This is a genomic window from Nocardiopsis potens DSM 45234 (assembly GCF_000341105.1).
GTDB classification, from domain to species: Bacteria; Actinomycetota; Actinomycetes; order Streptosporangiales; family Streptosporangiaceae; genus Nocardiopsis_A; species Nocardiopsis_A potens.
In genome coordinates, this window is sequence record NZ_ANBB01000013.1 from 22,191 (window position 1) to 45,155 (window position 22,965).

Consider the following 22,965-nt stretch of genomic DNA (forward strand, 5'->3'; position numbering starts at 1 on the left):
GGCCTCCTGGGGGCGGGGTGCTTCGGGGGTCGGGGCGCCGGCGGGGCCGGGGGCGCGGGCTCAGCGCGGCGGGGCCGGGGCGATCTGCAGCGGCGGCTCGGCGATGGAGGCGTAGAAGTCGCCGCCCTTGTCGTCGATGACCATGAAGGCCGGGAAGTCGCGGACCCGGATCCGCCGCACGGCCTCCATGCCGAGGTCGGTGTGGTCGATCGGCTCGGAGGAGAGGATGTGCTCGGCCGCCAGCCGGGCGGCGGGGCCGCCCACCGACCCCAGGTAGAAGCCGCCGCGGGCGCGGCAGGACTCGGCGACGCGGCGGGACCGGTTCCCCTTGGCCAACATCACCAGTGATCCGCCGGCGCGCTGGAAGTCCTCCACGTAGCGGTCCATCCGCCCGGCGGTGGTGGGGCCGAAGGAGCCGGAGGGGCGGCCATCGGGCGTCTTGGCCGGGCCGGCGTAGTAGACCGGGTGGTCGCGCAGGTAGCCGGGGAGGGGGCGGCCGCGCTCCAGGTCGGCGGCGATGCGGGCGTGGGCGATGTCGCGGGCGACGACCATGGTGCCGGTCAGTGCGACGCGGCCGCCCACCGGCACCGCGGACAGGTCGGCGCGGATCCGCTCCATCGGCCGGTCCAGGTCGATGCGGACCGGTTCGGGCAGGGCGTCGGCGTCGACGTCGGGCAGGAACCGGGCGGGGTCGGTCTCCAGCCGCTCCAGGAACACCCCGTCGGGGGTGATGACGGCCTCGGCCTGGCGGTCGGCCGAGCAGGAGACCGCCAGCGCCACCGGCAGCGAGCCGCCGTGCCGGGGCAGGCGCACCACCCGCACGTCGTGGCAGAAGTGCCGGCCGCCGAACTGGGCCCCGTAGCCGATGCGGCGGGTCAGTTCGAGCACCTTGCGCTCGAAGCCGCGGTCGCGGAACCCGCGCCCCTGCGGCGTCCCGCCGCCGGGCAGGGAGTCCAGGTGGCGGGCCGAAGCCAGTTTGGCGGTCTTGAGGGCGGCCTCGGCGCTGGTGCCGCCGACCACGACGGCCAGGTGGTAGGGCGGGCAGGCCGAGGTGCCCAGTTCGCGCAGCCGGGCCTCCAGGAAGGCCAGCATCCGCTCTTCCTCCAGCAGCGCCTTGGTCTCCTGGAACAGGAACGTCTTGTTGGCGCTGCCGCCGCCCTTGGCCAGGTAGAGCAGCCGGTAGCGGAGGTCGGTGCCCGGGGCCAGCCCGATGTCGATCTGGGCGGGGAGGTTGGTGCCGGTGTTGGCCTCGCGCCACATGGTCAGCGGCGCCATCTGGGAGTAGCGCAGGTTCAGCCGCCGGTAGGCGGCGTGCACGCCCGCGGCGATGCGGCGGTGGTCGTCGCCGTCGGTGAGGACGGCGGCGGTGCGCGCGCCGACCACGATGGCGGTGCCGGTGTCCTGGCACATGGGCAGCACCCCGCCGGCCGCCACGCAGGCGTTGCGCAGCAGGTCGGCGGCGACGAAGCGGTCGTTGGCCGAGGAGAGCGGGTCGTCCAGGACCGCGCGCAGGCCGGCCAGGTGGGAGGGGCGCAGAAGGTGCGCCAGGTCGCCCATGGCGGTGTCGGTGAGGGCGGTGAGCGCCTCGGGCTCCACCCGGAGCATGTCGCGGCCGGCGGCGCGCACCACCGAGACGCCGCCGTCGGTCAGCCGCCGGTAGTCGGTGGTGTCGGGGCCCAGCGGCAGGAGCTCGGTGTAGGCGCCGTCGAAGTCCGGCGCCGCGCCGGGGGCGCTCACGCGTCCCGCCCCAGGCCGAGCTCGGCCAGGATGGCCTCGGTGTGCTCGCCGAGCCGGGGGACGGGGCCCATGGCGGGTTCGGCGCCGTCGGGCACGGCCGGCGGCAGCAGGGTGCGCAGCGGGCCGGCCGGGGAGTCCACGGTGCGCCAGCGGTCGCGCGCCGCCAGCTGCGGGTGGTCGGCGAAGCCGGCCATGTCGCGCAGCCGGGCGTTGGCGATCCCGGCGTCCTCCAGCAGCTCCTCGGCGCGGGCGGCGTCCAGGCCGGCGAAGGCCGACTCCACCGCGGCCCGCACCCGGTCGGCCTCGGCCACCCGCAGGGCGTTGGTGGCCAGGTCGGGGTCCTCGGCCAGGTCGGGGCGGCCCAGGACCTTCTCGCACAGCGCCCGCCACTCGCGGTCGTTCTGCACGGCCAGGAAGACCTCCTCTCCGCTGCCGGTGCGGAACGGGCCGTAGGGGGCGATGGCGGCGTGCCGCGCCCCGGTGCGCGGCGGCGGGGCGCCGCCGTAGGCGGCGTAGAAGTAGGGGTAGCCCATCCATTCGCCCAGCGCGTCGAGCATGGCGACCTCCACGTGGGCGCCCTGGCCGGTGCGCTCGCGCCGGAGCAGGGCGGAGAGCACGCCGGAGTAGGCGTACATGCCGGCGGCGATGTCGGCGACCGAGATGCCGGCCTTGGCGGGGTCCTGCTCGGTGCCGGTGATGGAGAGCAGGCCGGCCTCGCACTGCACGAGCAGGTCGTAGGCCTTCTTGTCACGGTAGGGGCCTTCGGGTCCGTAGCCGGAGATGCTGCAGGTCACCAGGCGCGGGTTGCGGGAGCGCAGCTCCTCGTGGCCCAGTCCGGCGCGGGCGGCGGCGCCGGGGGCCAGGTTCTGCACGAACACGTCGGCGGTGCCGATGAGCCGGTCGAGCGCGGCGGCGCCGGCGGGGTCCTTCAGGTCCAGGGCCAGGCTCTCCTTGCTGCGGTTGAGCCAGACGAAGTGGCTGGCCAGGCCGTTGACGGTGGTGTCGTAGCCGCGGGCGAAGTCGCCCGTGCCGGGGCGCTCGACCTTGATCACCCGGGCGCCCAGGTCGGCCAGCTGGCGGGTGGCGAAGGGGGCGGCGACGGCCTGCTCGACCGCGACGACGGTGATTCCGTCCAGTGCGCCCATCGGGGGCTCCTCCTTGCGGGGCGGGGGCGGCTGGGGCGCCGGGGCGCACCCCTGGTGTGAGGGGGGTCACCGCCGGACACCCGGTCAGAGTAATTTATAAAATGCAAAAAGCAAAGATGCGCTAGCCTTCTTCCCATGCCGATCGAGCGCGTCGAGGCGCCCACCAAGTCCGAAGTCGCCTACGCGGCCCTGCGCGACGCCATCCGCTCCGGTGAGCTGGCCCCGGGCGAGCGGCTGCTGCTGCAGGACCTGGCGGGCCGGCTCGGCATGAGCCTCACCCCGGTGCGCGACGCCCTGCGCATGCTGGCCGCCCACGGCCTGATCGAGCAGCGCGCCAACCACGGCGCCGTGGTCGCCGAGTTCACCCCCGAGCGGGCCGAGGAGGTGTACCGGCTGCGCACCGTCCTGGAGCCGATGGCCGCCGAACTGGCCGCCCGGAACGCCACCGGGGAGCGGCTGGCCGAGATGGAGGCCGCCCTGGAGGTCCTCGACCGGGCGGTGGACGACGGCCGCGAGAACGACATCGCCGACCTCAACGCCCGCTTCCACCGCGCGATCTACTCGGCCTCGGGCTCGCCCTACCTCCAGGAGTTCATCGACCGGCTCTGGAACGGGGTCCCCTACCAGGCGATCAGCCTGGCCGGCCGGGCCCGGGACTCCTCCCGCCAGCACCACGCCATCATGGACGCGCTGCGCGCCGGCGACGCCCCCGCCGCCGCCGAGGCCATGCGCGCCCACATCGCCGAGGCCGCCGAACGCACCCTGAGCCAGCTGCGCCGAGGCACCCCCGAGAACTGACCCTGCAGGGCCGGGGCGGGGCGCAGGCCGGTCGGTCGGGCGCGGCGCCCCACGAGGCCGGGGTTCAGGCGGGCACCGACGGCGAAGGCAGGGACGGGCACCGGCCGGTCACCCGAGCGCGGCGCCCCACGAGGCCGGGGTTCAGGCGGGCAGCGAAGGCAGCGGCGGGCACCGGCCGGTCGGTCGAGCGCGGCGCCCCGCGGAGCGAAGGTTCAGACCAGCGGCGACGGCAGCGGTGGGGCGGGGCGGGGGTGGTCGCCCGGGCGCGGCGCCTCACGGGGTGGGGTCGCCGTGCCCGGGCCGCCCGGGCGTCGGGGCCGGCCGCCTTTGAAACCGCTGCACCTCCCTGACCTGGGCGAACACGCACAGTGAAGGCCGGGAGGAGCGCCCTGCGCACCGCGAGAGCACCCCGATGATTCCTGGGCGCGCATCCCGGCCCGGATCGGGCCTCCCAGGCCCTGATTAGCCCTGATCGGGCCGGTGTTCGGGGGTTCGAGCCGCCCGCAAGGCCGGGAAGCAGGGGGCCGGAACCCGGGAAGAGCAGGAGTGCGGGCTAGATGTCGCTTTTGCCCTGCCGGAAGGGCCCGCCTTGGCCACTCCGGGTAACCGAGGAGAGGGCAACGGGGGCTTCGGGGCTTACTACTCGCTGGTAGATGTAATCGGGGTGCTGCAGAGGTGCGCAGGGCGCCCCCACCCCCGCCCGATCCCCGCCGCAAACCCGGCATGCGGGATATAACCACCCCGGCGGTGCGGGCAGGCTCGACCGCACCGCCGGGGCGCCGCCTCCCCCACCGGGAACACGCACCGGGCCTGGCCGGTGAACGCGGCGTCCGACCCGCTCTCGCCTTCGCCGCCCGCTTGAACCCTCACCCCGTGAGGCGCCGCACCCGGGTGAGGCTCCCGGCCCCGCCCCCACCGGCGCCGTCGCCACTGGCTTGACCCTTCGCTCTGCGGAGCGCCGTGCCCGACCGACCAGCCGGCACGCCCCCTTCCCGCCGTCGCTGCCCGTCTTGACCTTCGCTCCGCGGGGCGCCGCGCCCGGGCGACCACCCTCACCTTGCCCCTTCCGTTGCCGTCGCCGCCCGTTTGAACCTCCGCTCCGCGATGCGCCGCGCCCGACCGACCGGCCGGTCCCCTCGCCGCCCTCGCCGCCCGCTTGAACCCCCGCTCCGCGATGCGCCGCGCCCGGCTGAAACGCCGATGCCCTCCGCCTCCTCGTCGCCGCCTACTCGAACCGCCCCGGTGGCGCCTCACCGGGGCACCTCGGCGGCCCGGTCGGCCCGACCGGGCCGACCGGGTTGGCCGGCCCGACCGGGTGCGCGGGTCAGTCGCGTAGGCGGAGGGCGAGGAAGAGGTCCACCCGGTGGTCCAGGCGTCCCAGGTCGCGGCCGGTCAGCTCCTCTACTCGGCCGATCCGGTAGCGGAGCGTGTTGACGTGCACGTGCATCGCGTTGGCGCAGCGCTGCCAGGAGCCGGAGTGCTCCAGGAACCGCTCCAGGGTCTCCACCAGGTCGGAGCGGTGGTCGCGGTCGTAGGCCAGCAGCGGGCCCAGCAGCCGCTCCCGGTAGGAGTCGCGGATCTCCTCGGGGACCGAGGCCAGCAGCAGCTCGTGGGTGTCGATCTCGTCCCCGGCCACCACCTGGGCGCGGCCGCCGCGCAGCCGGGCCAGGCGGCGGGCGTGCCGCGCCTCGGCGGCGGCGCCGCGCAGGTCGTCCAGGGGCCGGGCGGTGCAGCCCACCCCCACCGCCAACCGGTAGTCGGTCAGCCCGGGCTCCAGGGCGCGCGCGCCGCGCTCCAGTTCGGCGCGGAGCGACTCGGCCCCGCCGCCGTCACCGCCGCCTCCACTGCTGCCGTCGCCGCCACCGCCGTCGCCCCGGTCGCCCCCGTCGCCGACCGCGGCGACGGCCAGCACGTCTCCGTCGCCGGTGACCACGGTGTCGGGGCGGCCGGCCAGCAGCTCGATGATCACCCGGCGGGCCAGGTCGGGCAGGCGCGGCTCGGGGCTCAGCTCGGCGCTGACCGCCACGAGCGGGGCGCCCCCGGGGTCGGCCATGCCGCCGGCCCGCAGCAGCGCGGCGGCCTCCTCCATCCGGTGCCCGGTGAGCAGCCGGGGCAGGCCCTCGGCGTGCCGGGCGTCGTTGAGCGCCCGCTCCTCCTCGCGGCTGCGGGCCAGCACCGCGATGGAGGAGAGCTCGGCGGCGGTCTCGTGGGCCTCCTCGGCCCAGGAGCGGTGGTCGCCCGCGCACACCAGCAGCCACCGGGCCAGCGGGTGGGACTCGCGGGTCTGCACCGGCAGCACGGTCAGCACCCGCGGCGGGGCCTCGCCCGGGGCGTGCACCTCGCGCGGGAAGGACGGCGCGGTCAGCGCCCGGTGCGCGATCTCCAGCCGGGTGTCCTCGCCGAGCTCCGGGCCGGCCGCGGCGACCGCCCGCCCGGTGCTGGAGACCACCCAGGCGTTCATCCCGGCCTGGTCGGCGGCGTGCGCGAACACCTCCGGGAAGTCCGCCCCGGCGGCGACCTCGGCGATGAACCTGCGGTGCCGGTCGTGCCGCTCGGTGATGGTGGTGAAGCGGTTCCGGTTGAGCAGCCGCAGCACCTCTTCGGTGACCGCGCCGAAGGAGGTCTCGGTGGGCACCTCCACCAGCGGCATGCCGTGCCGCTCGCAGGCCCGCACCAGGTCGTCGGGGATCTCGCCCAGGGCGGTGCCGGCGCCCAGCGCGACCGCCCCGGCCTCGACCAGCGAGGCCACGAAGGTCTCGGAGTCCTCCGGGCGGGTATGCCACATCATGCCGGTGAGCACCAGCTCCCCGCCGGACAGGTAGCGCGCGGGTTCCAGCAGGTCGGTGGTGTAGGCCCAGCGGATCGGCAGGTCCGACTGGTCGCCGCCGCTGAGGACCCGGAGCCTCAGCCGCGGCAGGGAGAGCAGTTCGCCGAGCCGCATGGGCGTCCCTTCGTACCGGCGTGTCGCGGAGTCCGAACGCCGCCCGTACAGCGGACGGGAGCGTCGGTGTGGCGGACACGTTAACTCAAACCCGGCGGTTGTAGGAATCCACCAACCACCGGCGCCGACCAGCAGGTCGGTTCGGCGCTTCACCGGGTGGTCGGCGCCGGTTCCCCGGTGGTCTACTTCACATACACGCACGGCGTAGACCACACGGGCGAGGCGGACCCGCTCCGCACCGGACCCGCTCCGCACCGGGCCAGCGACGAGGACGAGCATGGACTTTTTGCGCCCTTCCACCTTGGAGGAAGCGCTCGCCGCCAAGAGCGAGCGCCCCGCCGGGGTGCCCATCATGGGCGGCACCGACGTCATGGTCGACCTGAACTTCGACCGGAGCCGCCCCCCGGCGCTGATCGACCTCACCCGGATCGCCGAGCTGCGCGAGTGGAGCCTGGAGGGCGGCGCCCTCCGGCTGGGGGCCGGCGTCTCCTACACCCGGGTCATCGACGGGCCGGGCGCGCACGCCCCCGCCCTGGCGCAGGCCTCGCGGTCGGTCGCCTCCCCGCAGATCCGCAACCGGGGCACCGTCGGCGGCAACCTCGGCGGCGCCTCCCCGGCCGGGGACTGCCACCCGCCGCTGCTGGCCGCCGGCGCGGTGGTCGAGCTGGCGTCGGTGCGCGGCGTGCGGCGGGTCCCGGCCCGCGACTTCTACCTCGGGCCGCGCCGGACCGCCCGGCAGGACGACGAGCTGATCACCGCGGTGCTGCTGCCCCGACCGGCCGGCCCGCAGCACTTCTCCAAGATCGGCACCCGCAACGCGATGGTGATCGCGGTCGCCGCCTTCGCCCTGGCCCTGGACGCGGAGAAGCGCACGGTCGGCACCGGACTGGGATCGGTGGCGCCCACCCCGGTCCGCGCCGAGGAGGCCGAGGAGTTCCTCGCCGCCGAGTTCGACTGGGACACCGGCGCGCCGCCGGCCGAGCCGGTGGTGCGCCGCTTCGGCGAGCTGGCCGCCTCGGCCACCCGCCCCATCGACGACCAGCGCGGCTCCGCCGAGTACCGCAGGCACGCCGTCGGCGTGATGGCGCGGCGCGCCCTCGCCTGGGCGGCGGCCGAGTACCGCGGCGGCCTGGGGGGAGGAACCCGATGCGCGTGACCTTCACCGTCAACGGCGAGGAGGCCTCCGCCGACGGCGTGTGGGCGGGCGAGAGCCTGCTGTACGTGCTGCGCGAGCGGCTCGGCCTCCCCGGCAGCAAGAACGCCTGCGAGCAGGGCGAGTGCGGTTCGTGCACCGTCTACCTGGACGGGGTCACCGCCTGCTCCTGCATGGTGGCGGCCGGCCAGTGCGAGGGCCGCGACGTGCGCACCGTCGAGGGCCTGGCCGAGCAGGGCGGCGAAGGGGCGGAGAGGCGCCTCGCCGCGGTCCAGGAGGCCTTCGTCGAGATGGGCGCGGTGCAGTGCGGTTTCTGCACCCCGGGCCTGCTGGTGCAGAGCCACGACCTGATCGCGCGCACCGCCGCCGCGGGCAGGGGCGTGCCCGCCGACGCCGAGATCCGCGAGGCGCTCGCCGGCAACCTGTGCCGGTGCACCGGCTACGAGAAGATCATCGACGCGGTGCGGGTCGCCGCCGAACGCGAGGCCGCCGAGGCCGGGGAGGCAGTATGAGCAGCGGAACCAGCGGCGCGGGCACCGTCGTCGTCGACGGTGCCTACATCGCCACCGTGGGCGGCGCCGAGTACCCGGTCGGCCACATGGTCATCGAGGACGGGCGGATCACCCGGGTCGGCTCCGGCGCGGCACCGCCGATCCCCGGGGCGCGGCGCATCGACGGCCGCGGCTGCCTGGCCACCCCCGGCCTGGTGAACACGCACAACCACCTCTACCAGTGGGCCACCCAGGGGCTGTTCACCGACGGCACGCTGTTCGAGTGGCTGGTCGGCTCCTACGAGGTCTGGCACCGGCTGGACGCCGAGGCGGTGGCCGGCACCACCACCGCGGGCACCGCCTGGCTGGCGCTGTCCGGCTGCAGCACCGTCTCCGACCACCACTACATCTTCCCCTCCGGGCGGGGCGACATCGCCGCCGCCGAGGTGGAGGCGGCCCGCGCGGTCGGCGTCCGGCTGGACCTGGCGCGCGGCTCCATGGACCGCGGGCGCTCCCAGGGCGGCCTGCCGCCGGATGCGGTGGTGGAGAGCACCGACGGGGCGCTGGCCGGCACCGCCGCGGCCGTCGACGCCCACCACGACCCGGCGTTCGACTCGATGACCAGGGTCGCCGCGGCGCCCTGCTCGCCGTTCTCGGTCAGCGCCGAGCTGATGCGCGGCGCCGCCGAGCTGGCCCGGGACAAGGGCGTGCGGCTGCACACCCACCTCGCCGAGACCCTCGACGAGGAGGAGAAGTGCGCCGCGGAGTTCGGCTGCACCCCGGTGGAGTACGCCGAGAAGCTCGGCTGGCTGGGCGAGGACGTGTGGTTCGCGCACGCGGTGCACCTGTCCGACGCCGCCATCGCGCGCATCGCCGAGACCGGCACCGGCATCGCGCACTGCCCCACCTCCAACGCCCGGCTGGGCGCGGGCATCTGCCGCACCACCGAGCTGCTGGCCGCCGGCGTCCCGGTGGGCCTGGGCGTGGACGGGCCGGCCTCCAGCGAGCTGACCCCGCTGGCCGGCGAGATCCACCAGGCGCTGCTGATGGCGCGCGCCCGCAAGGGCCCGCAGGCGCTCACCGCCCGCCAGGCGCTGCACATGGCCACCCTGGGCGGCGCCCGGGTGCTGGGCCGCCACGCCGAGCTGGGGTCGCTGGAGCCCGGCAAGCTCGCCGACGTGGCGCTGTGGCGCATCGACGGGTTCGGCTACGACGTCATCGACGACCCGGTGGTGGCGCTGGCCTTCGGCCCCGTCCCGCCCCTGGAGCACCTGCTCGTCGGCGGCCGGACCGTGGTGGAGCGCGACGAGCTCCGCACCGTCCCGCAGCAGGCCGCGGCCGAGGCCGGCCGCGCCGCGCACCGGAGACTGGCCGAGGAGGTGGCCCGGTGACCGCGCCCGGCACCACCCGGGCGCCGGCCGGGCTGTCCAGCGGCACCCCCGACGGCATCGGCACCAGCCCCCGCCGCCCGGACGGCACCCTCAAGGCGACCGGCGAGTTCGCCTACTCCTCCGACATGTGGGCGGAGGACATGCTGTGGGGGATGACGCTGCGCAGCCCCCACCCGCACGCCCGGATCCTGGGCATCGACACCACCGGGGCGATCGCGCTGCCCGGCGTGTACGCGGTGCTCACCCACGAGGACGTGCCCGGGGAGAAGCGCTACGGCCTGGAGTACCGGGACCAGCCGGTGCTCGCCTTCGGCAAGGTGCGCTACCGGGGCGAGCCGGTGGCGGTCGTGGCCGCCGACCACCCGGAGACCGCCCGCCGCGCGCTGGACCGGATCAGGGTCGGCTACGAGGTGCTCGAACCGGTCTCCGACCCGCGCGCCGCCGCGTTCGACCCCGACTGCCCGCTGGTGCACGAAGAGGAGCCGCCGGAGGCCCGCGAGGAGTACGGCCGGCGCGGCAACCTGGTCCGGCACCAGCCGATCCGCACCGGCGCGTTCGCCTCCGGCGCCGCGGTGGAGGAGCTGCGCGCCCGGGCCGGCGCCGTGGTCGCCGCCGACTACGAGGTCGGCATGCAGGACCAGGCGTTCCTCGGCCCGGAGTCGGGCATGGCGGTGCCCGCCGAGGACGGCGGCGTGGACCTGTACATCGCCACCCAGTGGCTCCACGTCGACCAGCGGCAGATCGCGCCGGCCCTGGGGCTGCCCGAGGACAAGGTGCGGCTGACCCTGGCCGGGGTGGGCGGCGCGTTCGGCGCTCGCGAGGACCTGTCCATGCAGATCCACGCGTGCATGCTGGCGCTGCGCACCGGCAGGCCGGTCAAGATCGTCTACGGCCGCGAGGAGTCGTTCTACGGCCACGTGCACCGGCACCCGGCCACGATGCGCTTCGAGCACGGCGCGATGGGCGACGGGACGCTGCTCTACGCGACTCTGGAGATCGTCCTGGACGGCGGGGCCTACGCCTCGGCGACCCCGGCGGTGGTCGGCGTCGCCTCCTCGCTGGGCCTCGGCCCCTACGAGGTGCCCAACGCGCGGGTGGACGCCTACGGGGTGTACACCACCAACCCGCCGTGCGGGGCGATGCGCGGCTTCGGCGCGGTGCAGGCCTGCTTCGGCTACGAGTCGCAGATGGACCGGCTCGCCGCCGAGCTGGGCATGGACCCGGTCGACCTGCGGATCAAGAACGCCGTGTCGCAGGGGTCCCGGATCATCACCGGGCAGGAGATCGACATGCCGCTGCCCATGGCGGAGATGCTCCGGCGCTGCCGGGACATGCCGATGCCGCCCGCCCGCGAGGAGCTGGAGGACCCGTCGGACCTGCGCACCCTGCCCGGCGGCACGGGCAACACCACGCACGGCGAGGGCGTGGTGCGCGGGGTCGGCTACGGCGTCGGCCTGAAGAACCTGTGCTACTCGGAGGGGTTCGACGACCACTCCACCGCGCGGGTGCGGCTGGAGGCCGTCGGCGGCGAGCCCGCGGTGACGGTGCACACCGCCGCCGCCGAGGTCGGCCAGGGCCTGGTCACCGTCCAGGGCCAGATCGCCCGCACCGAGCTGGGCGTGGAGCGGGTGACCGTCCTCCCCGCCGACACCCGGGTGGGCTCGGCCGGCTCCTCCTCTGCGTCCCGGCAGAGCTACATGACCGGCGGCGCGGTGAAGACCGCCTGCGAGGCGGTCCGCGACCGGGTGTTCGCGCTGGCGCGGGAGCGCGGGACGATCCCCGCCGGGCACTCCGGCGAAGGGCTGTCCCTGGCCGGCGGGAAGCTGGTCTCCGCCTCCGAGGGGGTGCTGGCCTCCCTGGCCGAGCTGCTCGGGGGCGCCGCCGTCGAGGAGACCCGGGAGTACCGCCACCGGCCCACCGAGATGCTCGACCCGACCCGGGGGCAGGGCTCCTCGCACACCCAGTTCGGGATGTGCGTGCACCGCGCCGTGGTCGACGTCGACCTGGAGCTGGGCCTGGTGAAGGTGGTGGCGCTGGACGCGGTGCAGGACGTCGGCAAGGCCCTGCACCCGCAGCAGCTCGCCGGGCAGATCCAGGGCGGCGCCGCCCAGGGCCTGGGGCTGGCGCTGATGGAGGAGATCCAGGTCGAGGAGGGCCGGATCAAGAACCCGTCGTTCACCGACTACCTGATCCCCACCATCCTGGACACCCCGCCGATGCGCATCGACGTGCTGGAGCACCCCGACCCGCACTCGCCCTACGGGCTGCGCGGGGCGGGCGAGCCCCCGACGCTCTCCTCCACCCCGGCGATCGTCGCCGCGGTGCGCCATGCCACCGGCCGCCCGCTCACCCGCGCTCCGGTCCGCCCGGAGGACATCGCGGGGATCGGGCCGCGGCGGCCGTGATGCGGGGGCGGCGGTGGAGCGGGCCGGCCGGTGCGGCGCCCGGGGGCTTCGGCCCCGGGCTCGGTCGGCCCGGTGTTCCCCTCCTCCACACTCCGCCCCCGGCGGACCGGGGCGGCCGGGAGCGCGTGCCCGGCCCCCCGTCCGCCGCCCCGCGGGGCCTCCGGAGGAGGCCCCGCGGGACACAGGACCACCCGCTCCTCCCCCTGCGCGGGGGAGACCGCGGGGCGAAGAACCGCCCGCCCGTCTCCCGCCACCACCCTCAGCGGAGACCCTGCGGGTCGCAGACCTGCCCGCCCCGGTCCGCCGGCGCCCTCGGTCGCCGGGGCGGGCAGCCATACCGCATCGACCCCTCCGGACCCAGGAGGAACCAGGGCGCCGGGCACCGGGACACCCCCGGGTGCCCGCACCGCCCCGCCGCGCACCGCGGCGCGGGCCGCCGGTAAGGTACACCGGCTCCGGACCGGCCCCCATGGACCGGCCCGCTGCGGCACGGCCATGACGGGCCTTGCCAAAGATCGATACGCAAGGTAACGATCCCCCCACTACCGGTGACCGGGCAGGGCAAGCCCGGCTCCGAATCCCTCCAGGAGGGGCAGACATGACTCAACTCGACGCGAAGGGGTCCGGGCCGGAGCAGCCGGCCCAGGCCTCCGGAACCGCTCGATCCTGGCTCGACCGGTTCTTCTTCGTCACCGAGCGCGGCTCCAGCTACGGGCAGGAGATCCGCGGTGGCCTGACCACCTTCATGGCGATGGCCTACATCATCGTCCTCAACCCGATCGTGCTCAGCGGCGCGCAGGACATCAACGGCTACGCGCCGACCTTCGCCCAGCTGACCACCATGACGGCGCTGTCCGCGGGCATCGCCACCATCCTCATGGGGGTGGTGGGGCGGGCCCCCATCGCCCTGGCGGCCGCGCTCGGCGTGATGGCCGTGGTCGCCTACCAGGCGGTGCCGCTGATGACCTGGCCGCAGGCGATGGGCCTGGTGGTCTGGCAGGGCATCGCGATCATCGTGATGGTGGTCACCGGGGTGCGCACCGCGGTGATGAACGCGATCCCGCACAACCTCAAGCTCGCCATCGGCGTGGGCATCGGCATGTTCGTCGCGCTGATCGGCCTGAAGAACGCCGGGTTCGTCAGCGCCGGCGAGGGCAGCCTGCTCCAGCTGGGCACCACCGGGCACCTGTCCGGCTGGCCCGTGGTGGTGTTCGTCATCGGCCTGCTGGTCGCCGCGATCCTGCTGGCCCGCAAGGTGCCCGGCGCGATCTTCTACGGCATCCTCACCGCCACGGTGATCGCCATCGCCGTCACCTACGCCTTCCGCATCCCCGACGAGACCTGGGGCGACTCGGTGCCCCGGCTGCCGGACACCCTGTTCGTCGCCCCCGACTTCAGCCTGCTCTTCCAGATCGACCTGTTCGGCGCCTGGACCCAGGCCGGGGTGGCCAGCAGCGCGGTCATCCTGTTCACCCTGGTGCTGGCCGGCTTCTTCGACGCCCTGGGCACCATCCTGGCGGTGGGCAACAAGGCCGGCCTGACCGACGACAAGGGCCAGATGCCGCGCACCAACCAGATCCTGGCCATGGACGGCACCGGCGCCGTCACCGGCGGCCTGACCAGCTCCTCGGCCACCCTGGTGTTCGTGGAGTCCACGGCCGGCGTCACCGAGGGCGCCCGCACCGGCCTGGCCAGCGTGGTCACCGGCGGCCTGTTCCTGCTGGCGATCCTGTTCTCCCCGGTCTTCGGCATGGTCCCCGGCCAGGCGGCGTCCTGCGCGCTGGTGCTGGTGGGCGCCATGATGATGATGGGCGTCAAGGCCATCGACTGGGACGACATCTCGATCGCGGTCCCGGCGTTCCTCACCATCGCGCTGATGCCGTTCACCTACGACATCGCCACCGGCATCGGCGCCGGCATCATCTCCTACACCGTCATCAAGACGGCGATGGGCCGGTTCCGCGAGGTCGGCTGGCTGATGTGGATCCTGACCGGGGTGTTCCTCATCGACTTCGGCCTGGCCGGGATCGAGCGGATACTCGGGATCTGACCCCTCCCCGCCCCCGTCCCCCTCGCAGCGGCGGTGCCCGCGTCCCCTCCCGGACGCGGGCACCGCCGCTGCGCACCGGGGTATTACGGCCGGCCGCGGCGCTCCACCCGCAGCGTGGCGATCTCGAACGGGCGCAGCTCCAGCCGGACCGCGCCCTCCTCGGCCGCCGGGGGCGGGGCCGAGTCCAGCGGGCGCTCCAGCAGGTCGACCCGGGACGCCGCGCCGGCCGGGAAGCCGAAGCCGACCCGCACCCGGGCGCGGGCGCCGCGCGCCTCGTACAGCCGCACCACCACGTCGCCCGAGCGGTCCTCGGCGAGCTTGACCGCCTCCACCACCGCCCCCGGGTGGTCGGCCTCCACCAGCGGCGGCACCGACCCGCTCCCCGGCACCCGCCGCTCGGGCAGGTTGATCCGGTAGCCCTCGCGCGCCGCGTCCACCGTCTCCGCGCCGGGCACCAGGGCGTAGCCGAACCGGTGGACGCCGTGGTCGGTGCGCGGGTCGGGGAAGCGCGGCGCGCGCAGCAGCGACAGCCGGACCGCGGTGGTGGTGCCGCCGTCCGGGCGCACCCGCCGGGACACGTCGTGGCCGTAGGTGGAGTCGTTGACCAGGGCGTGGCCGTAGTCGGGCTCGGCCACCCGGATCCAGCGGTGCGCGCACGTCTCGAACCGGGCCGCGTCCCAGGAGGTGTTGGTGTGCACCGGGCGGCGCACGTGCCCGAACTGGATCTCCGAGGCGGCGTCCTCGGCGCGCACGTCCAGCGGGAAGGCGGCCTTGAGGAACTTCTCCGACTCCCGCCAGTCCACCTCGGTGACCAGATCCACCCGGGCGGCGCCGGGCCGCAGCACCGTCCACTGCACCGCGGTGGAGTCCCCGAAGCGGCGGCGGGCCCGGACCGCGACGCCGCCGCCCCCGGCGTCCTCCACCGCGACCTCCTCGGCTCCGTCCAGGTCGCGCACGGTGTTGCGGTAGAAGGAGTCCACGTCCCAGGCGTCCCACATGTTCGGGAAGTCCGGGTGGATCTGGAGCAGGTTGCCGCGCTCGCCCGGGGCCAGCGCCTCCCGGCCGGCGGCCAGGTCGTACACCGAGGCGAGCAGCCCGCCGGCGTCGACGGCCACCCGCAGCACCCCGTTGTCCAGCACGTGCGCGCCGCCGTCCCGGGTGTGCCGCACCTGCGGGCCGGGCCCGGCGGCGGGGGCCGCGCCCAGCGCCGGCACCCCGCCGCGGGCGTGCGGGGCCGCGTTGAACACCAGCTCCGCGCCCTGGTCCGCGCTCCCCCGCCCGGCGCCCGCCGCCAGGGCCCGCTGGGCGTCGCCGATCACCTCCTCCAGCTCCGCGGCGAGGCCGGCGTAGGTCTCGGCGGCCTCCCGGTGCACCCAGGCGATCGAGGTGCCCGGCAGGATGTCGTGGAACTGGTGCAGCAGCACCTGCTTCCAGATCCGCTCCAGCCGGTCGTAGGGGTAGGCGGCGCCGGTGCGCACCGCCGCGGTCGCCGCCCACAGCTCCGCCTCGCGCAGCAGGTGCTCGCTGCGCCGGTTGCCCTGCTTGGTGCGGGCCTGGCTGGTGTAGGTGCCGCGGTGCAGCTCCAGGTAGAGCTCGCCGGCCCAGACCGGCGCCTGCGGGTACTCCTCCTCCGCGGCGGCGAAGAACTCCGCGGGCCGCTCCAGCCGCACCCTCGGCGAGCCCTCCAGGTCGGCCAGGCGGTCGGCGCGGCCCAGCATCTCCCGGGTGGGCCCGCCGCCGCCGTCGCCCCACCCGAACGGCACCAGGGACCGGGTGGCCGCGCCCTTGTCCCGGAAGTTGCGGGCCGCGTGCGCCAGCTCCCGGCCGGCCAGCTCGGAGTTGTAGGTGTCGGCCGGCGGGAAGTGGGTGAAGACCCGGGTGCCGTCGATGCCCTCCCACTGGAAGGAGTGGTGCGGGAACGGGTTGGTGCGGTTCCAGGAGATCTTCTGGGTGAGGAACCAGCGCGCCCCGGCCAGCCGGACGATCTGCGGCAGCGCCGCGGAGTAGCCGAAGGAGTCGGGCAGCCACACCTCGGGGGTGTCCACCCCGAACTCCTCGGCGAAGAACCGCTTGCCGAACACGAACTGGCGGGCCATCGCCTCTCCGCCGGGCATGTTGGTGTCGGCCTCCACCCACATGCCGCCCACCGGCACGAACCGGCCCTCGGCCGCCTTCTCCTTGACCCGGGCGTAGACCTCGGGGCGGTGCTCCTTGATCCACTCCAGCTGCTGGGCCTGGGACATCGCGAAGACCAGGCCCGGGTGGTCGTCCATCAGCGCGGTGACGTTGGCCGCGGTGCGCGCCACCTTGCGCACCGTCTCGCGCAGCGGCCACAGCCAGGCCGAGTCGATGTGGGCGTGGCCCACCGCGGAGACCCGGTGCGCGCTGGCCTCGGCCGGGGCGGCCAGCGCCGGCGCGAGGGCCTCCCGGGCCCGCCCCGCGGTGCCGCCGACGTCCTGCAGGTCGACGGCGTCCAGGGCGCGCTCCAGCGCGCGCACCGCCTGCCAGCGGCGGGCCGAGTCGGCCGGCAGCTCCCGCATCAGCTGGTCCAGCACCTCGATGTCGTGCACCAGCTCCCACACCTCGGGGTCGAACAGCGCCAGGTCGACGCCGCGCACCCGGTACAGCGGCCGCTCGGGGGCGGTGGCGGCGTCGCCCAGCTCGGTGGGGCGGAACGGCGGGGCGCCCAGCACCACCGGGTTGGCGGCGGCCTCCACGAAGTACTCCGCCCGCTGCCCGCCGGCCGCCGGCGCGCCCACCCGCAGCCAGTGGTTGCGCGGGCTGAGGCCCTTCACCGCCGCGCCGCCGGCGGTGTAGGCCAGGCCCTCGCACTGGAAGCCGGGCATCCGCTCGTCGAAGCCCAGGTCGACCAGGGCCTCCACGGTGCGCCCGGCCCAGGCGCCGGGGACCTCGCCGCGGATCCGGAACCAGGTGGTGCCCCACGGCGGGCCCCACTCCTCGCCCGCCTCGGCCGGGCGGTAGGGCGCGGCCAGCCCCTCGGCGACCGGGACCGGTTCGCCCGGGGCGTCCCAGCGGGCGATCTCCATCGGCACCCGCTCCGGGTGCACGGCGGGGCGGATCCGCTCCTCCAGGACCCGGGCGACCCGGTCCTCCACCTGTGTGCGGTCGTCGTGCATGTCCACCTCTCCCATCAGGGCCCGTCGCGGTCCTCGGTCACCGGCGGCGCGCCTCCGCCGGGGCGGGGCGCGGTCGGCCGCGCCCGGCGGCGCGGGTCCCCGGCCGGCCCGCGGCGGCGGGGGCGGCCGGGAGGGGCCCGGCGGGAGGGAGCGGCCATCGGTGTGCTCCTTCCCCCGCCCGCCCCGTTCCTCCCCTGCGGCCCGGCGGCGGCAGCGGTTCCGCAGGGCGCCGGCGGGGCGGCGGGCACCCGGGCGGGCGGGCCGGATCCGGCCCGCCCGCCCCTGTCCACAGGGGAGGGCGCCACGCCCCCGCCTGTCACTCCCGGCCCCTAGGGTGGAGACCCCCTGACAGGGGCAGGCGCACGGAGTCAGACACGGGCGCGGCGCGGGGCCGACCGGGGTGGAAGCCGGGCGGCCCCTTCTCGTCTCCTCCCGCCCCTGCCGGAGCATCGCCGCAGGGCCCCTCCGTGCTCCCCGCCCCGGCGCGGTTCCGTTCCCCCTCTCCTCCCCGGTCCGCCCGGCGCGGGTCTGGTTGAATGAGCGACCGCCGGAACGGAAAGGTGGAAATGGACGAAAAACGCGGCAAGCCGTGGTTCTCCGCGCCCGCGGCGCTCATCTGCTGGGCGGTGGCGCTGTTCCTGCTGATCGGACCGGTCCCCTGGAACGGCGAGGAGTACGGCACGGGGCCCTCCTGCGAGGTGGGCATGGGCAGGGCCCTGGACGTCAGCCAGAGGTTCTACGACGACCCCGACTACTGCTCGCAGACGGCGACGCACCAGATGCGCACGGCGCTGCTGTGGATCCTCGCGTCATTGCCGTTCACGGTGGCCTGGGCCCGCCACCGGGGCGCCTGACCGCCCTCCCCCGGGGCCCGGCGGCGGTCACCGGCCCTCGGCCTCTCCGGCCGGGGCGGGGGTGCCGCCCATCGCCCGCCGGTACAGGTCCTCCAGGGCGCCGTCGAGCGGGTGGGGCAGCGGCCTCCCATCGGCGTCCAGCCGGTTCCACCGCATCAGGTTGACCGCCACCGACATCTGCCGCTCGCCGTCGGCGCTGATCATCGAGACCGCCCCGGCGCCCCAGACCGTGCCGTCGTGGCCCCAGGCGGTGCCGCCGCCCGGCAGCAGGCTCCGCTTCAGGCCCAGCCCGTAGTCGATCGTCTTCCCCTCGAAGGAGACCACCGGGACGGTGCGCTGCATCTGCTCCAGCGAGGAGCGGGAGACGATCTTCCCGGCGAGCAGCGCGCGGAAGAAGGCGTTGAGGTCGGCCGTGGTCGACACCAGGGCGGCCGCCGGCCCCACCCAGGACATGTCGTAGACGCTGTGGTCGCGCGGCGGGTCGAGCAGGCCGAACCACGACTCGTACATCCGCGGGTGCGGCCCCTCGATGCGCGGGGACGCCGGGAAGGCGGTGTCGCCGAGCCCGGCGGGTTCGATGGCGTCCCGGGTGATGCACTCCTCGGCGGTGTCCCCGGTGACCCGCTCCAGCAGCCGGCCGAGGAGCCGGTAGTTGGTGTTGGAGTAGGCCCCCGGCGTCCCGCCCGGGGCGCCGGCGGCGGGGGCGGCGACGCCCATGCCGATCAGCTCGTCCGCGCCGAACCGCCGGAACCGGTTGTGGCCCAGGCTCTCCGGCCGCATCCGCGCCGGCGCCGGGAACCCCTTGAGGGACGGGAACGCGCAGGGGATGTAGTCCGGGAGGCCGCTGGTGTGGTCGAGCAGCATCCGGACCGTGATCGCCTCCCCCCGCTCCCCCGGCACCAGGTGCGGCAGGTGCCGGCCGATCGGGTCGTCCAGCCCGAACCGCCCCCGCTCGGCCTGGCGCAGCACCGCGGCGGCGGTGAAGGCCTTGGTGATGCTGCCGACCCGGTGCCGCATGCCGGGTTCGGCCGGGCGCCCCGCCTCGGCGTCGGCGAACCCGGCCGCGCCGCGCCACACCCTCTCCCCGTCGCGCACCTCGGCGAAGACCCCCGGCATGCCGGCGCGGTGCACCGCCGCCAGCGCGTCCTCCAGCTCCTCAGGGTCGAGCGGTCTCCTCATGGCCTGCGGTCCTCTCCTGGTCGGCGGGCGGTGCTGCGGGTCCGGTCCTGCTGCCGCGGGCATCTCCGCCTCACCCGGCCAGCGCGCGGCGCAGCACCGCGCCGAGCTCGGCGATCTGGCGCTGCGACACCTCGGTGGACAGGATCGCCTGCGACCCGTGGAAGGTCCCGGCCCACTGGTGCAGCTCGACCGGGACGCCCGATTGGAGCAGGCGCTGGGCGTAGGCGATGTCCTCGTCGCGGTTGGGGCACAGCTCCGCGGAGGCGATGTAGGCCGGGGGCAGGCCGGACAGGTCGGCGGCGCGCGCGGGGGCGGCGTAGGCGTCGGCCGGCGCGGAGCCCAGGTAGTGCCGCCACGCGGCGGCGACCTTGTCCCGGTCCATCCACGGCGTGTCGGTGAAGTTCCGCTGCGACCAGGTCTCCTGCCGGTCGTCGAGCGCGGGCTGGTTGAGCAGCTGGAAGCGGATCGGCGGGCCGCCCCGGTCGCGGGCGCGCAGCGCCGCCCCGGCGGCGATCCCCCCGCCCGCGCTGTGCCCGCCGACCGCGATCGCCCCCGGGTCGAGGCCGAGGCCGACCGCGTTCCCGGCCGCCCAGTCCAGCACGGCGCAGGCGTCGTCCATGGCGGCCGGGTAGGGGTTCTCCGGGGCGAGCCGGTAGGCCACCGAGACCACCGCCTCCCCGGAGGCGGCGGCGAGCCGGGCGGCCCAGGGGTGCTCGGTCTCCAGGTCGCCCATGACCCACCCGCCGCCGTGCAGCCAGACGAGGGCGCCCCGCGCCCCGTGCGGCCGGTAGACCCGCACCGGCACCCCGGGGCCGGCGGGGACCACGGCGTCCTCGACGTCCATCCCGGCGGTGTCGGGGGCCGGCACCGAGGTGGCCAGCCGCGCGTAGCTCTCGCGCTCGGCCGCCGGGTCGGCCAGGTCGACCTTGGGGAACAGGGAGAGGAAGGCTTCGAGTTCGGGATCCATACCGGCCATCCTGGCCGCCGCCGGCCCCGGGATCATCCGCCGTCCGTCGGGCTTCCGGGCCCGCCCGCGCACCGTTCGGCGCCTATCCTCGTGCCATGGAGGCATTGGCCGAACGGCTGTCACACCTGGACTCCCAGGCCGGGGGCGCGCTCCGGGTCATCATGTTCTACGACACGCTGATGCGGCGGCGGGCGGACCTCCCGGCGCTGGCCCGCGCCTCGGCCGGCCTGGCCGAGTGCACGGTGGGGATCCGGCTGCACGGCACCGGGCGGGCGGTCCGCTTCGCGCCGGACGGCCGGCCCGACGGGTCCCCCGCCCCGCCGGAACCGGTCTCGGAGCCGATCACCCTGGACGAGGAGGAGATCGGCACGGTGTGGCTGGAGCGGCCCGCACCGCCGAAGGCCCTCGACGAGCTGGTGCTGGACCGGCTCGCCCTCGCCGCGGCGGCGGTGGTGGAGCGGTACGGCCCGGCCCGCACCACCATGGCCGACCCCGCCCTGGTCGAACTGGCGGTCAGCCCGGACGGCGACGAGGCGGCCCGGGCCCGCGCGCTGCGCCTGCTGGGGTTCGCGGCCGGGCTGCCGGTGTGCGCCGTCGCCGTGCGCTCGCAGGTCCCGCTCGACCGGGTCGGCGCGCTGATCTGCCCGTCCCGCCCGGTGAAGGCGGCCCCGCTCGGCGACGTAGGCGTCATCCTGGCCCAGGCCGTGGACCGGGACCGGTTCCCGGCCGGGGTGCGGGCGGGCATCGGCGCCGCCGGCGGTCCCGCCCCGTCCTGGCGGGAGGCGCGGACCGCGCTGCGCTTCACCACCCCGCGCCGGCCGGTCGTCCACCACGGCGACCTGGGGGCGCTGGCGCTGCTCGCCGGGGTCCCCGCCGACACCGCGCGGGACAACCCCGACGTGGCGGCGGTCGCCCGCCTCGCCGGCGCCCCCGAGGACCTGGAGACCCTGGACGCCTACTGCACCGCCGGCTCCCTGCGCCGGGCCGCCGACCTGCTGCACCTGCACCACAGCAGCGTCGCCCGCCGCGTCGAGCAGCTCGGCCGGGCCCTGGGCATCGACCTCACCGACCCCACCGGCCTGGTCCGCGCCAGGATCGCCCTCACCGCCTGGCGGCTGCTGGACGACTGAGCGCCGCCCCGGAGGGGCGGCCGCTCCGGCCGGTTCCGGCCGCCTGCGCGGGCCCGGCCCCGGAACCGCCGGGGAGGGCCGCGGCGTCGGAGCGGCGGACAGGCAGCGGCTTCCCTGGAGGTGGGATGGTCCTCTCCGCGTACACCGATCCGCCCGACCCCGTCGGGGCCCTGGTGCTCGGCCTCTTCGGCCTGATGTTCTTCTGCGCGGGGGCGGGGGTGCTGTTCCGGGAGTTCCGGCTCGACCTGATCGGTGCGCGGGTGCCCGGCAGGGTGGCCGGGATGCAGGGGGGCACGATGTCCGGCGGGGACGGGTACAGGATGTCCACCCGCGCAGCGGTGGTGGAGTACCGCACGCTCGACGGCGACGTGATCGTGAAGGCCCACTTCTACCGGTACGGCGGCCGGCTGCGCCCCTCACAGTCCCCCGGCGACACCGTGGAGGTGCTCTACCTGCCGCGGAACCCGGCCGTGTTCCGGATCGCCGACGAGCCCCTGGCCGCCTGGATGGGGCCGCTCTTCTTCTGCATGGGGCTGTCCCTCCTGGTGTTCTCGGCAGCGCTGGCCGGTGCGCTGCCCGCGTCGGCCTCCCCCGCCACCGCGTGCGCGGGCGCCCTGCTGCTGGCCGCCGGGATCGCGCTGATCCGGTTCCGCTCCGCGCGGCGCGGGGAGGGCGGCTCCCGGGCCGTGACGGTGATGGGCCTGTGCGTGCTGCTGTTCGTCCTGCCCGGGCTCCTCATGCTCGGGGGCGGCGTCGCGGGCTGACCCCGATCCGGCCGTCGGGAACCGGGCCGCCGGAACCCCGGGCGGAAGGGGCGCGTCGGAGCGGTGGAAGCGGACCGGAGCCCCCAGGAAGCGGAATGAACCAGCTGGACCAGATCCTTTCCCCGCACACGCTCGTGCACCTGCTCGGGACCCTGGTGATCGGGGCCTTGGGAGCGGGGGCCGCCTTCCTGGGGGGCAAGGCGGCGCTCCAGGAGATCCGGCTCGACCTGCGCGGGAAGCGGGCCCCGGGACGGTGGTCGGGATGCACCGGAAGGACGTCCGTGTGAAGGGGCGGCCCCGCCCCCACAGCGCGCCGGTGGGGGAGTACCGCACCCTCGACGGCGAGCTGCACCAGAAGACCGGCCCCTACCTGCGCAGCGGCCCCTCGCACCCCGACCACGCCGTCGGGGACTCCGTCGAGGTGCTGTACCTGTCCGAGGACCCCTCCGTGTACCGGATCGCGGACGAGAACATGGGCAAGTGGACCGCGCTGCCCTTCCTCATCGCGGGGCCGCTGCTCCTGCTGCTCGCGGCCGGGCGGGCCGGCCTGCTGCCCGCCCCGGCGTCCACGGGCGCGGCCGCCGCGGGGGCCCTGCTCGCGGTCGGCGGCACCGCCCTGGTGATCGGGCGCGAATGGACCCGGAAGGGTCCGCCGCGCTGGGGTTCGGCGGCGGCGCTGTCGTGCTTCACCCTGCTCTCCGGCCTCCTCCTGCTGCTGTACGGGTACGGGACCGCGGGCTGAGTCCCGCCGCGCGCCCCGGCCGGCGGCGCCGGCGGACCCTCCGCCTCCGGCCCGCCCCCGGTTCCCCGGCCCGGCGGCCGC

17 protein-coding genes are annotated in these 22,965 nt (G+C 75.9%); 11 read left to right on the forward strand and 6 right to left on the reverse strand.

Annotated features, from left to right (window positions below):
* Positions 1-60: 60 nt before the first annotated feature.
* Both D459_RS0104545 and D459_RS36495 read right to left on the reverse strand, forming a co-directional pair.
* Positions 61-1,737, reverse strand: a complete 1,677-nt coding sequence (locus tag D459_RS0104545; protein ID WP_017591812.1) for a FumA C-terminus/TtdB family hydratase beta subunit — start codon at positions 1,735-1,737, stop codon at positions 61-63.
* The gene (locus D459_RS36495; protein WP_017591813.1) at positions 1,734-2,882 is read right to left on the reverse strand and encodes a CaiB/BaiF CoA transferase family protein; all 1,149 of its coding nucleotides are present in this window, start codon (positions 2,880-2,882) and stop codon (positions 1,734-1,736) included. Before D459_RS36495 ends, D459_RS0104545 begins: the two co-directional genes overlap by 4 nt.
* A 135-nt stretch (positions 2,883-3,017) precedes the next feature.
* Between D459_RS36495 and D459_RS30730 the strand changes: the two genes are divergently transcribed.
* Positions 3,018-3,680, forward strand: a complete 663-nt coding sequence (locus D459_RS30730; protein WP_017591814.1) for a GntR family transcriptional regulator — start codon at positions 3,018-3,020, stop codon at positions 3,678-3,680.
* Positions 3,681-5,004: 1,324 nt separating this feature from the next.
* On the opposite strand, the gene D459_RS0104560 is transcribed toward D459_RS30730, so the two are convergent.
* Positions 5,005-6,621 carry a PucR family transcriptional regulator gene (locus D459_RS0104560; protein ID WP_017591815.1) on the reverse strand — a complete coding sequence of 539 codons (1,617 nt, stop codon included), beginning with the start codon at positions 6,619-6,621 and terminating at the stop codon, positions 5,005-5,007.
* 277 nt (positions 6,622-6,898) lie between these two features.
* On the opposite strand from D459_RS0104560, the gene D459_RS0104565 reads away from it, so the two are divergent.
* From D459_RS0104565 to D459_RS0104585, 5 genes are all read left to right on the forward strand, one after another.
* The gene (locus tag D459_RS0104565; RefSeq protein ID WP_026120053.1) at positions 6,899-7,777 is read left to right on the forward strand and encodes an FAD binding domain-containing protein; all 879 of its coding nucleotides are present in this window, start codon (positions 6,899-6,901) and stop codon (positions 7,775-7,777) included.
* Positions 7,768-8,286 carry a (2Fe-2S)-binding protein gene (locus D459_RS0104570; protein WP_017591817.1) on the forward strand — a complete coding sequence of 173 codons (519 nt, stop codon included), beginning with the start codon at positions 7,768-7,770 and terminating at the stop codon, positions 8,284-8,286. The genes D459_RS0104565 and D459_RS0104570 overlap by 10 nt, the downstream gene beginning before the upstream one ends.
* Positions 8,283-9,656, forward strand: coding sequence for an 8-oxoguanine deaminase (locus D459_RS0104575; protein ID WP_017591818.1), 1,374 nt, complete (start codon positions 8,283-8,285; stop codon positions 9,654-9,656). The genes D459_RS0104570 and D459_RS0104575 overlap by 4 nt, the downstream gene beginning before the upstream one ends.
* On the forward strand, positions 9,653-12,061 hold the full coding sequence (gene pucD / locus D459_RS0104580) for a xanthine dehydrogenase subunit D (protein ID WP_017591819.1): 2,409 nt from the start codon (positions 9,653-9,655) through the stop codon (positions 12,059-12,061). The genes D459_RS0104575 and pucD overlap by 4 nt, the downstream gene beginning before the upstream one ends.
* A gap of 598 nt (positions 12,062-12,659) precedes the next feature.
* Positions 12,660-14,111, forward strand: coding sequence for an NCS2 family permease (locus D459_RS0104585; RefSeq protein ID WP_017591820.1), 1,452 nt, complete (start codon positions 12,660-12,662; stop codon positions 14,109-14,111).
* 83 nt (positions 14,112-14,194) lie between these two features.
* Here D459_RS0104585 and D459_RS0104590 read toward each other — a convergent pair whose 3' ends face one another.
* Positions 14,195-17,248: an alpha-mannosidase gene (locus D459_RS0104590; protein WP_026120054.1), complete on the reverse strand. Its 3,054-nt coding sequence runs from the start codon at positions 17,246-17,248 to the stop codon at positions 14,195-14,197.
* 566 nt (positions 17,249-17,814) lie between these two features.
* Here D459_RS0104590 and D459_RS0104600 point away from each other — a divergent pair.
* Positions 17,815-18,102: a hypothetical protein gene (locus D459_RS0104600; RefSeq protein ID WP_017591823.1), complete on the forward strand. Its 288-nt coding sequence runs from the start codon at positions 17,815-17,817 to the stop codon at positions 18,100-18,102.
* 27 nt (positions 18,103-18,129) lie between these two features.
* On the opposite strand, the gene D459_RS0104605 is transcribed toward D459_RS0104600, so the two are convergent.
* Both D459_RS0104605 and D459_RS0104610 read right to left on the reverse strand, forming a co-directional pair.
* Positions 18,130-19,281: a serine hydrolase domain-containing protein gene (locus tag D459_RS0104605; protein ID WP_017591824.1), complete on the reverse strand. Its 1,152-nt coding sequence runs from the start codon at positions 19,279-19,281 to the stop codon at positions 18,130-18,132.
* A gap of 70 nt (positions 19,282-19,351) precedes the next feature.
* Positions 19,352-20,248: an alpha/beta hydrolase gene (locus D459_RS0104610; RefSeq protein WP_017591825.1), complete on the reverse strand. Its 897-nt coding sequence runs from the start codon at positions 20,246-20,248 to the stop codon at positions 19,352-19,354.
* 95 nt (positions 20,249-20,343) lie between these two features.
* Here D459_RS0104610 and D459_RS0104615 point away from each other — a divergent pair, with 95 nt between their 5' ends.
* The 4 genes from D459_RS0104615 to D459_RS0104630 all read left to right on the forward strand — a co-directional run bounded on the left by D459_RS0104615 (position 20,344) and on the right by D459_RS0104630 (position 22,884).
* Positions 20,344-21,378, forward strand: a complete 1,035-nt coding sequence (locus D459_RS0104615; protein WP_026120055.1) for a helix-turn-helix domain-containing protein — start codon at positions 20,344-20,346, stop codon at positions 21,376-21,378.
* 125 nt (positions 21,379-21,503) lie between these two features.
* Positions 21,504-22,142: a DUF3592 domain-containing protein gene (locus tag D459_RS0104620; RefSeq protein WP_017591827.1), complete on the forward strand. Its 639-nt coding sequence runs from the start codon at positions 21,504-21,506 to the stop codon at positions 22,140-22,142.
* A 95-nt stretch (positions 22,143-22,237) separates the two neighbouring features.
* On the forward strand, positions 22,238-22,429 hold the full coding sequence (locus D459_RS0104625; protein WP_017591828.1) for a hypothetical protein: 192 nt from the start codon (positions 22,238-22,240) through the stop codon (positions 22,427-22,429).
* A gap of 29 nt (positions 22,430-22,458) precedes the next feature.
* A complete protein-coding gene (locus D459_RS0104630) occupies positions 22,459-22,884 on the forward strand; it encodes a hypothetical protein (RefSeq protein WP_206540758.1) in 426 nt (141 codons plus the stop codon).
* Positions 22,885-22,965 lie beyond the last annotated feature (81 nt).

Bases quoted from the DNA above. Each gene is read 5' to 3' on its own strand.
- D459_RS0104585 (WP_017591820.1), top strand. From the start codon at position 12,660: ATGACTCAACTCGACGCGAAGGGGTCCGGGCCGGAGCAGCCGGCCCAG.
- D459_RS36495 (WP_017591813.1), bottom strand. From the start codon at position 2,882: ATGGGCGCACTGGACGGAATCACCGTCGTCGCGGTCGAGCAGGCCGTC.
- D459_RS0104600 (WP_017591823.1), top strand. From the start codon at position 17,815: ATGGACGAAAAACGCGGCAAGCCGTGGTTCTCCGCGCCCGCGGCGCTC.
- D459_RS0104560 (WP_017591815.1), bottom strand. From the start codon at position 6,621: ATGCGGCTCGGCGAACTGCTCTCCCTGCCGCGGCTGAGGCTCCGGGTC.
- D459_RS0104615 (WP_026120055.1), top strand. From the start codon at position 20,344: ATGGAGGCATTGGCCGAACGGCTGTCACACCTGGACTCCCAGGCCGGG.
- D459_RS0104605 (WP_017591824.1), bottom strand. From the start codon at position 19,281: ATGAGGAGACCGCTCGACCCTGAGGAGCTGGAGGACGCGCTGGCGGCG.
- D459_RS0104575 (WP_017591818.1), top strand. From the start codon at position 8,283: ATGAGCAGCGGAACCAGCGGCGCGGGCACCGTCGTCGTCGACGGTGCC.
- D459_RS0104610 (WP_017591825.1), bottom strand. From the start codon at position 20,248: ATGGATCCCGAACTCGAAGCCTTCCTCTCCCTGTTCCCCAAGGTCGAC.
- D459_RS0104620 (WP_017591827.1), top strand. From the start codon at position 21,504: ATGGTCCTCTCCGCGTACACCGATCCGCCCGACCCCGTCGGGGCCCTG.
- D459_RS0104590 (WP_026120054.1), bottom strand. From the start codon at position 17,248: ATGCACGACGACCGCACACAGGTGGAGGACCGGGTCGCCCGGGTCCTG.
- D459_RS0104625 (WP_017591828.1), top strand. From the start codon at position 22,238: ATGAACCAGCTGGACCAGATCCTTTCCCCGCACACGCTCGTGCACCTG.
- D459_RS30730 (WP_017591814.1), top strand. From the start codon at position 3,018: ATGCCGATCGAGCGCGTCGAGGCGCCCACCAAGTCCGAAGTCGCCTAC.
- D459_RS0104570 (WP_017591817.1), top strand. From the start codon at position 7,768: ATGCGCGTGACCTTCACCGTCAACGGCGAGGAGGCCTCCGCCGACGGC.
- D459_RS0104565 (WP_026120053.1), top strand. From the start codon at position 6,899: ATGGACTTTTTGCGCCCTTCCACCTTGGAGGAAGCGCTCGCCGCCAAG.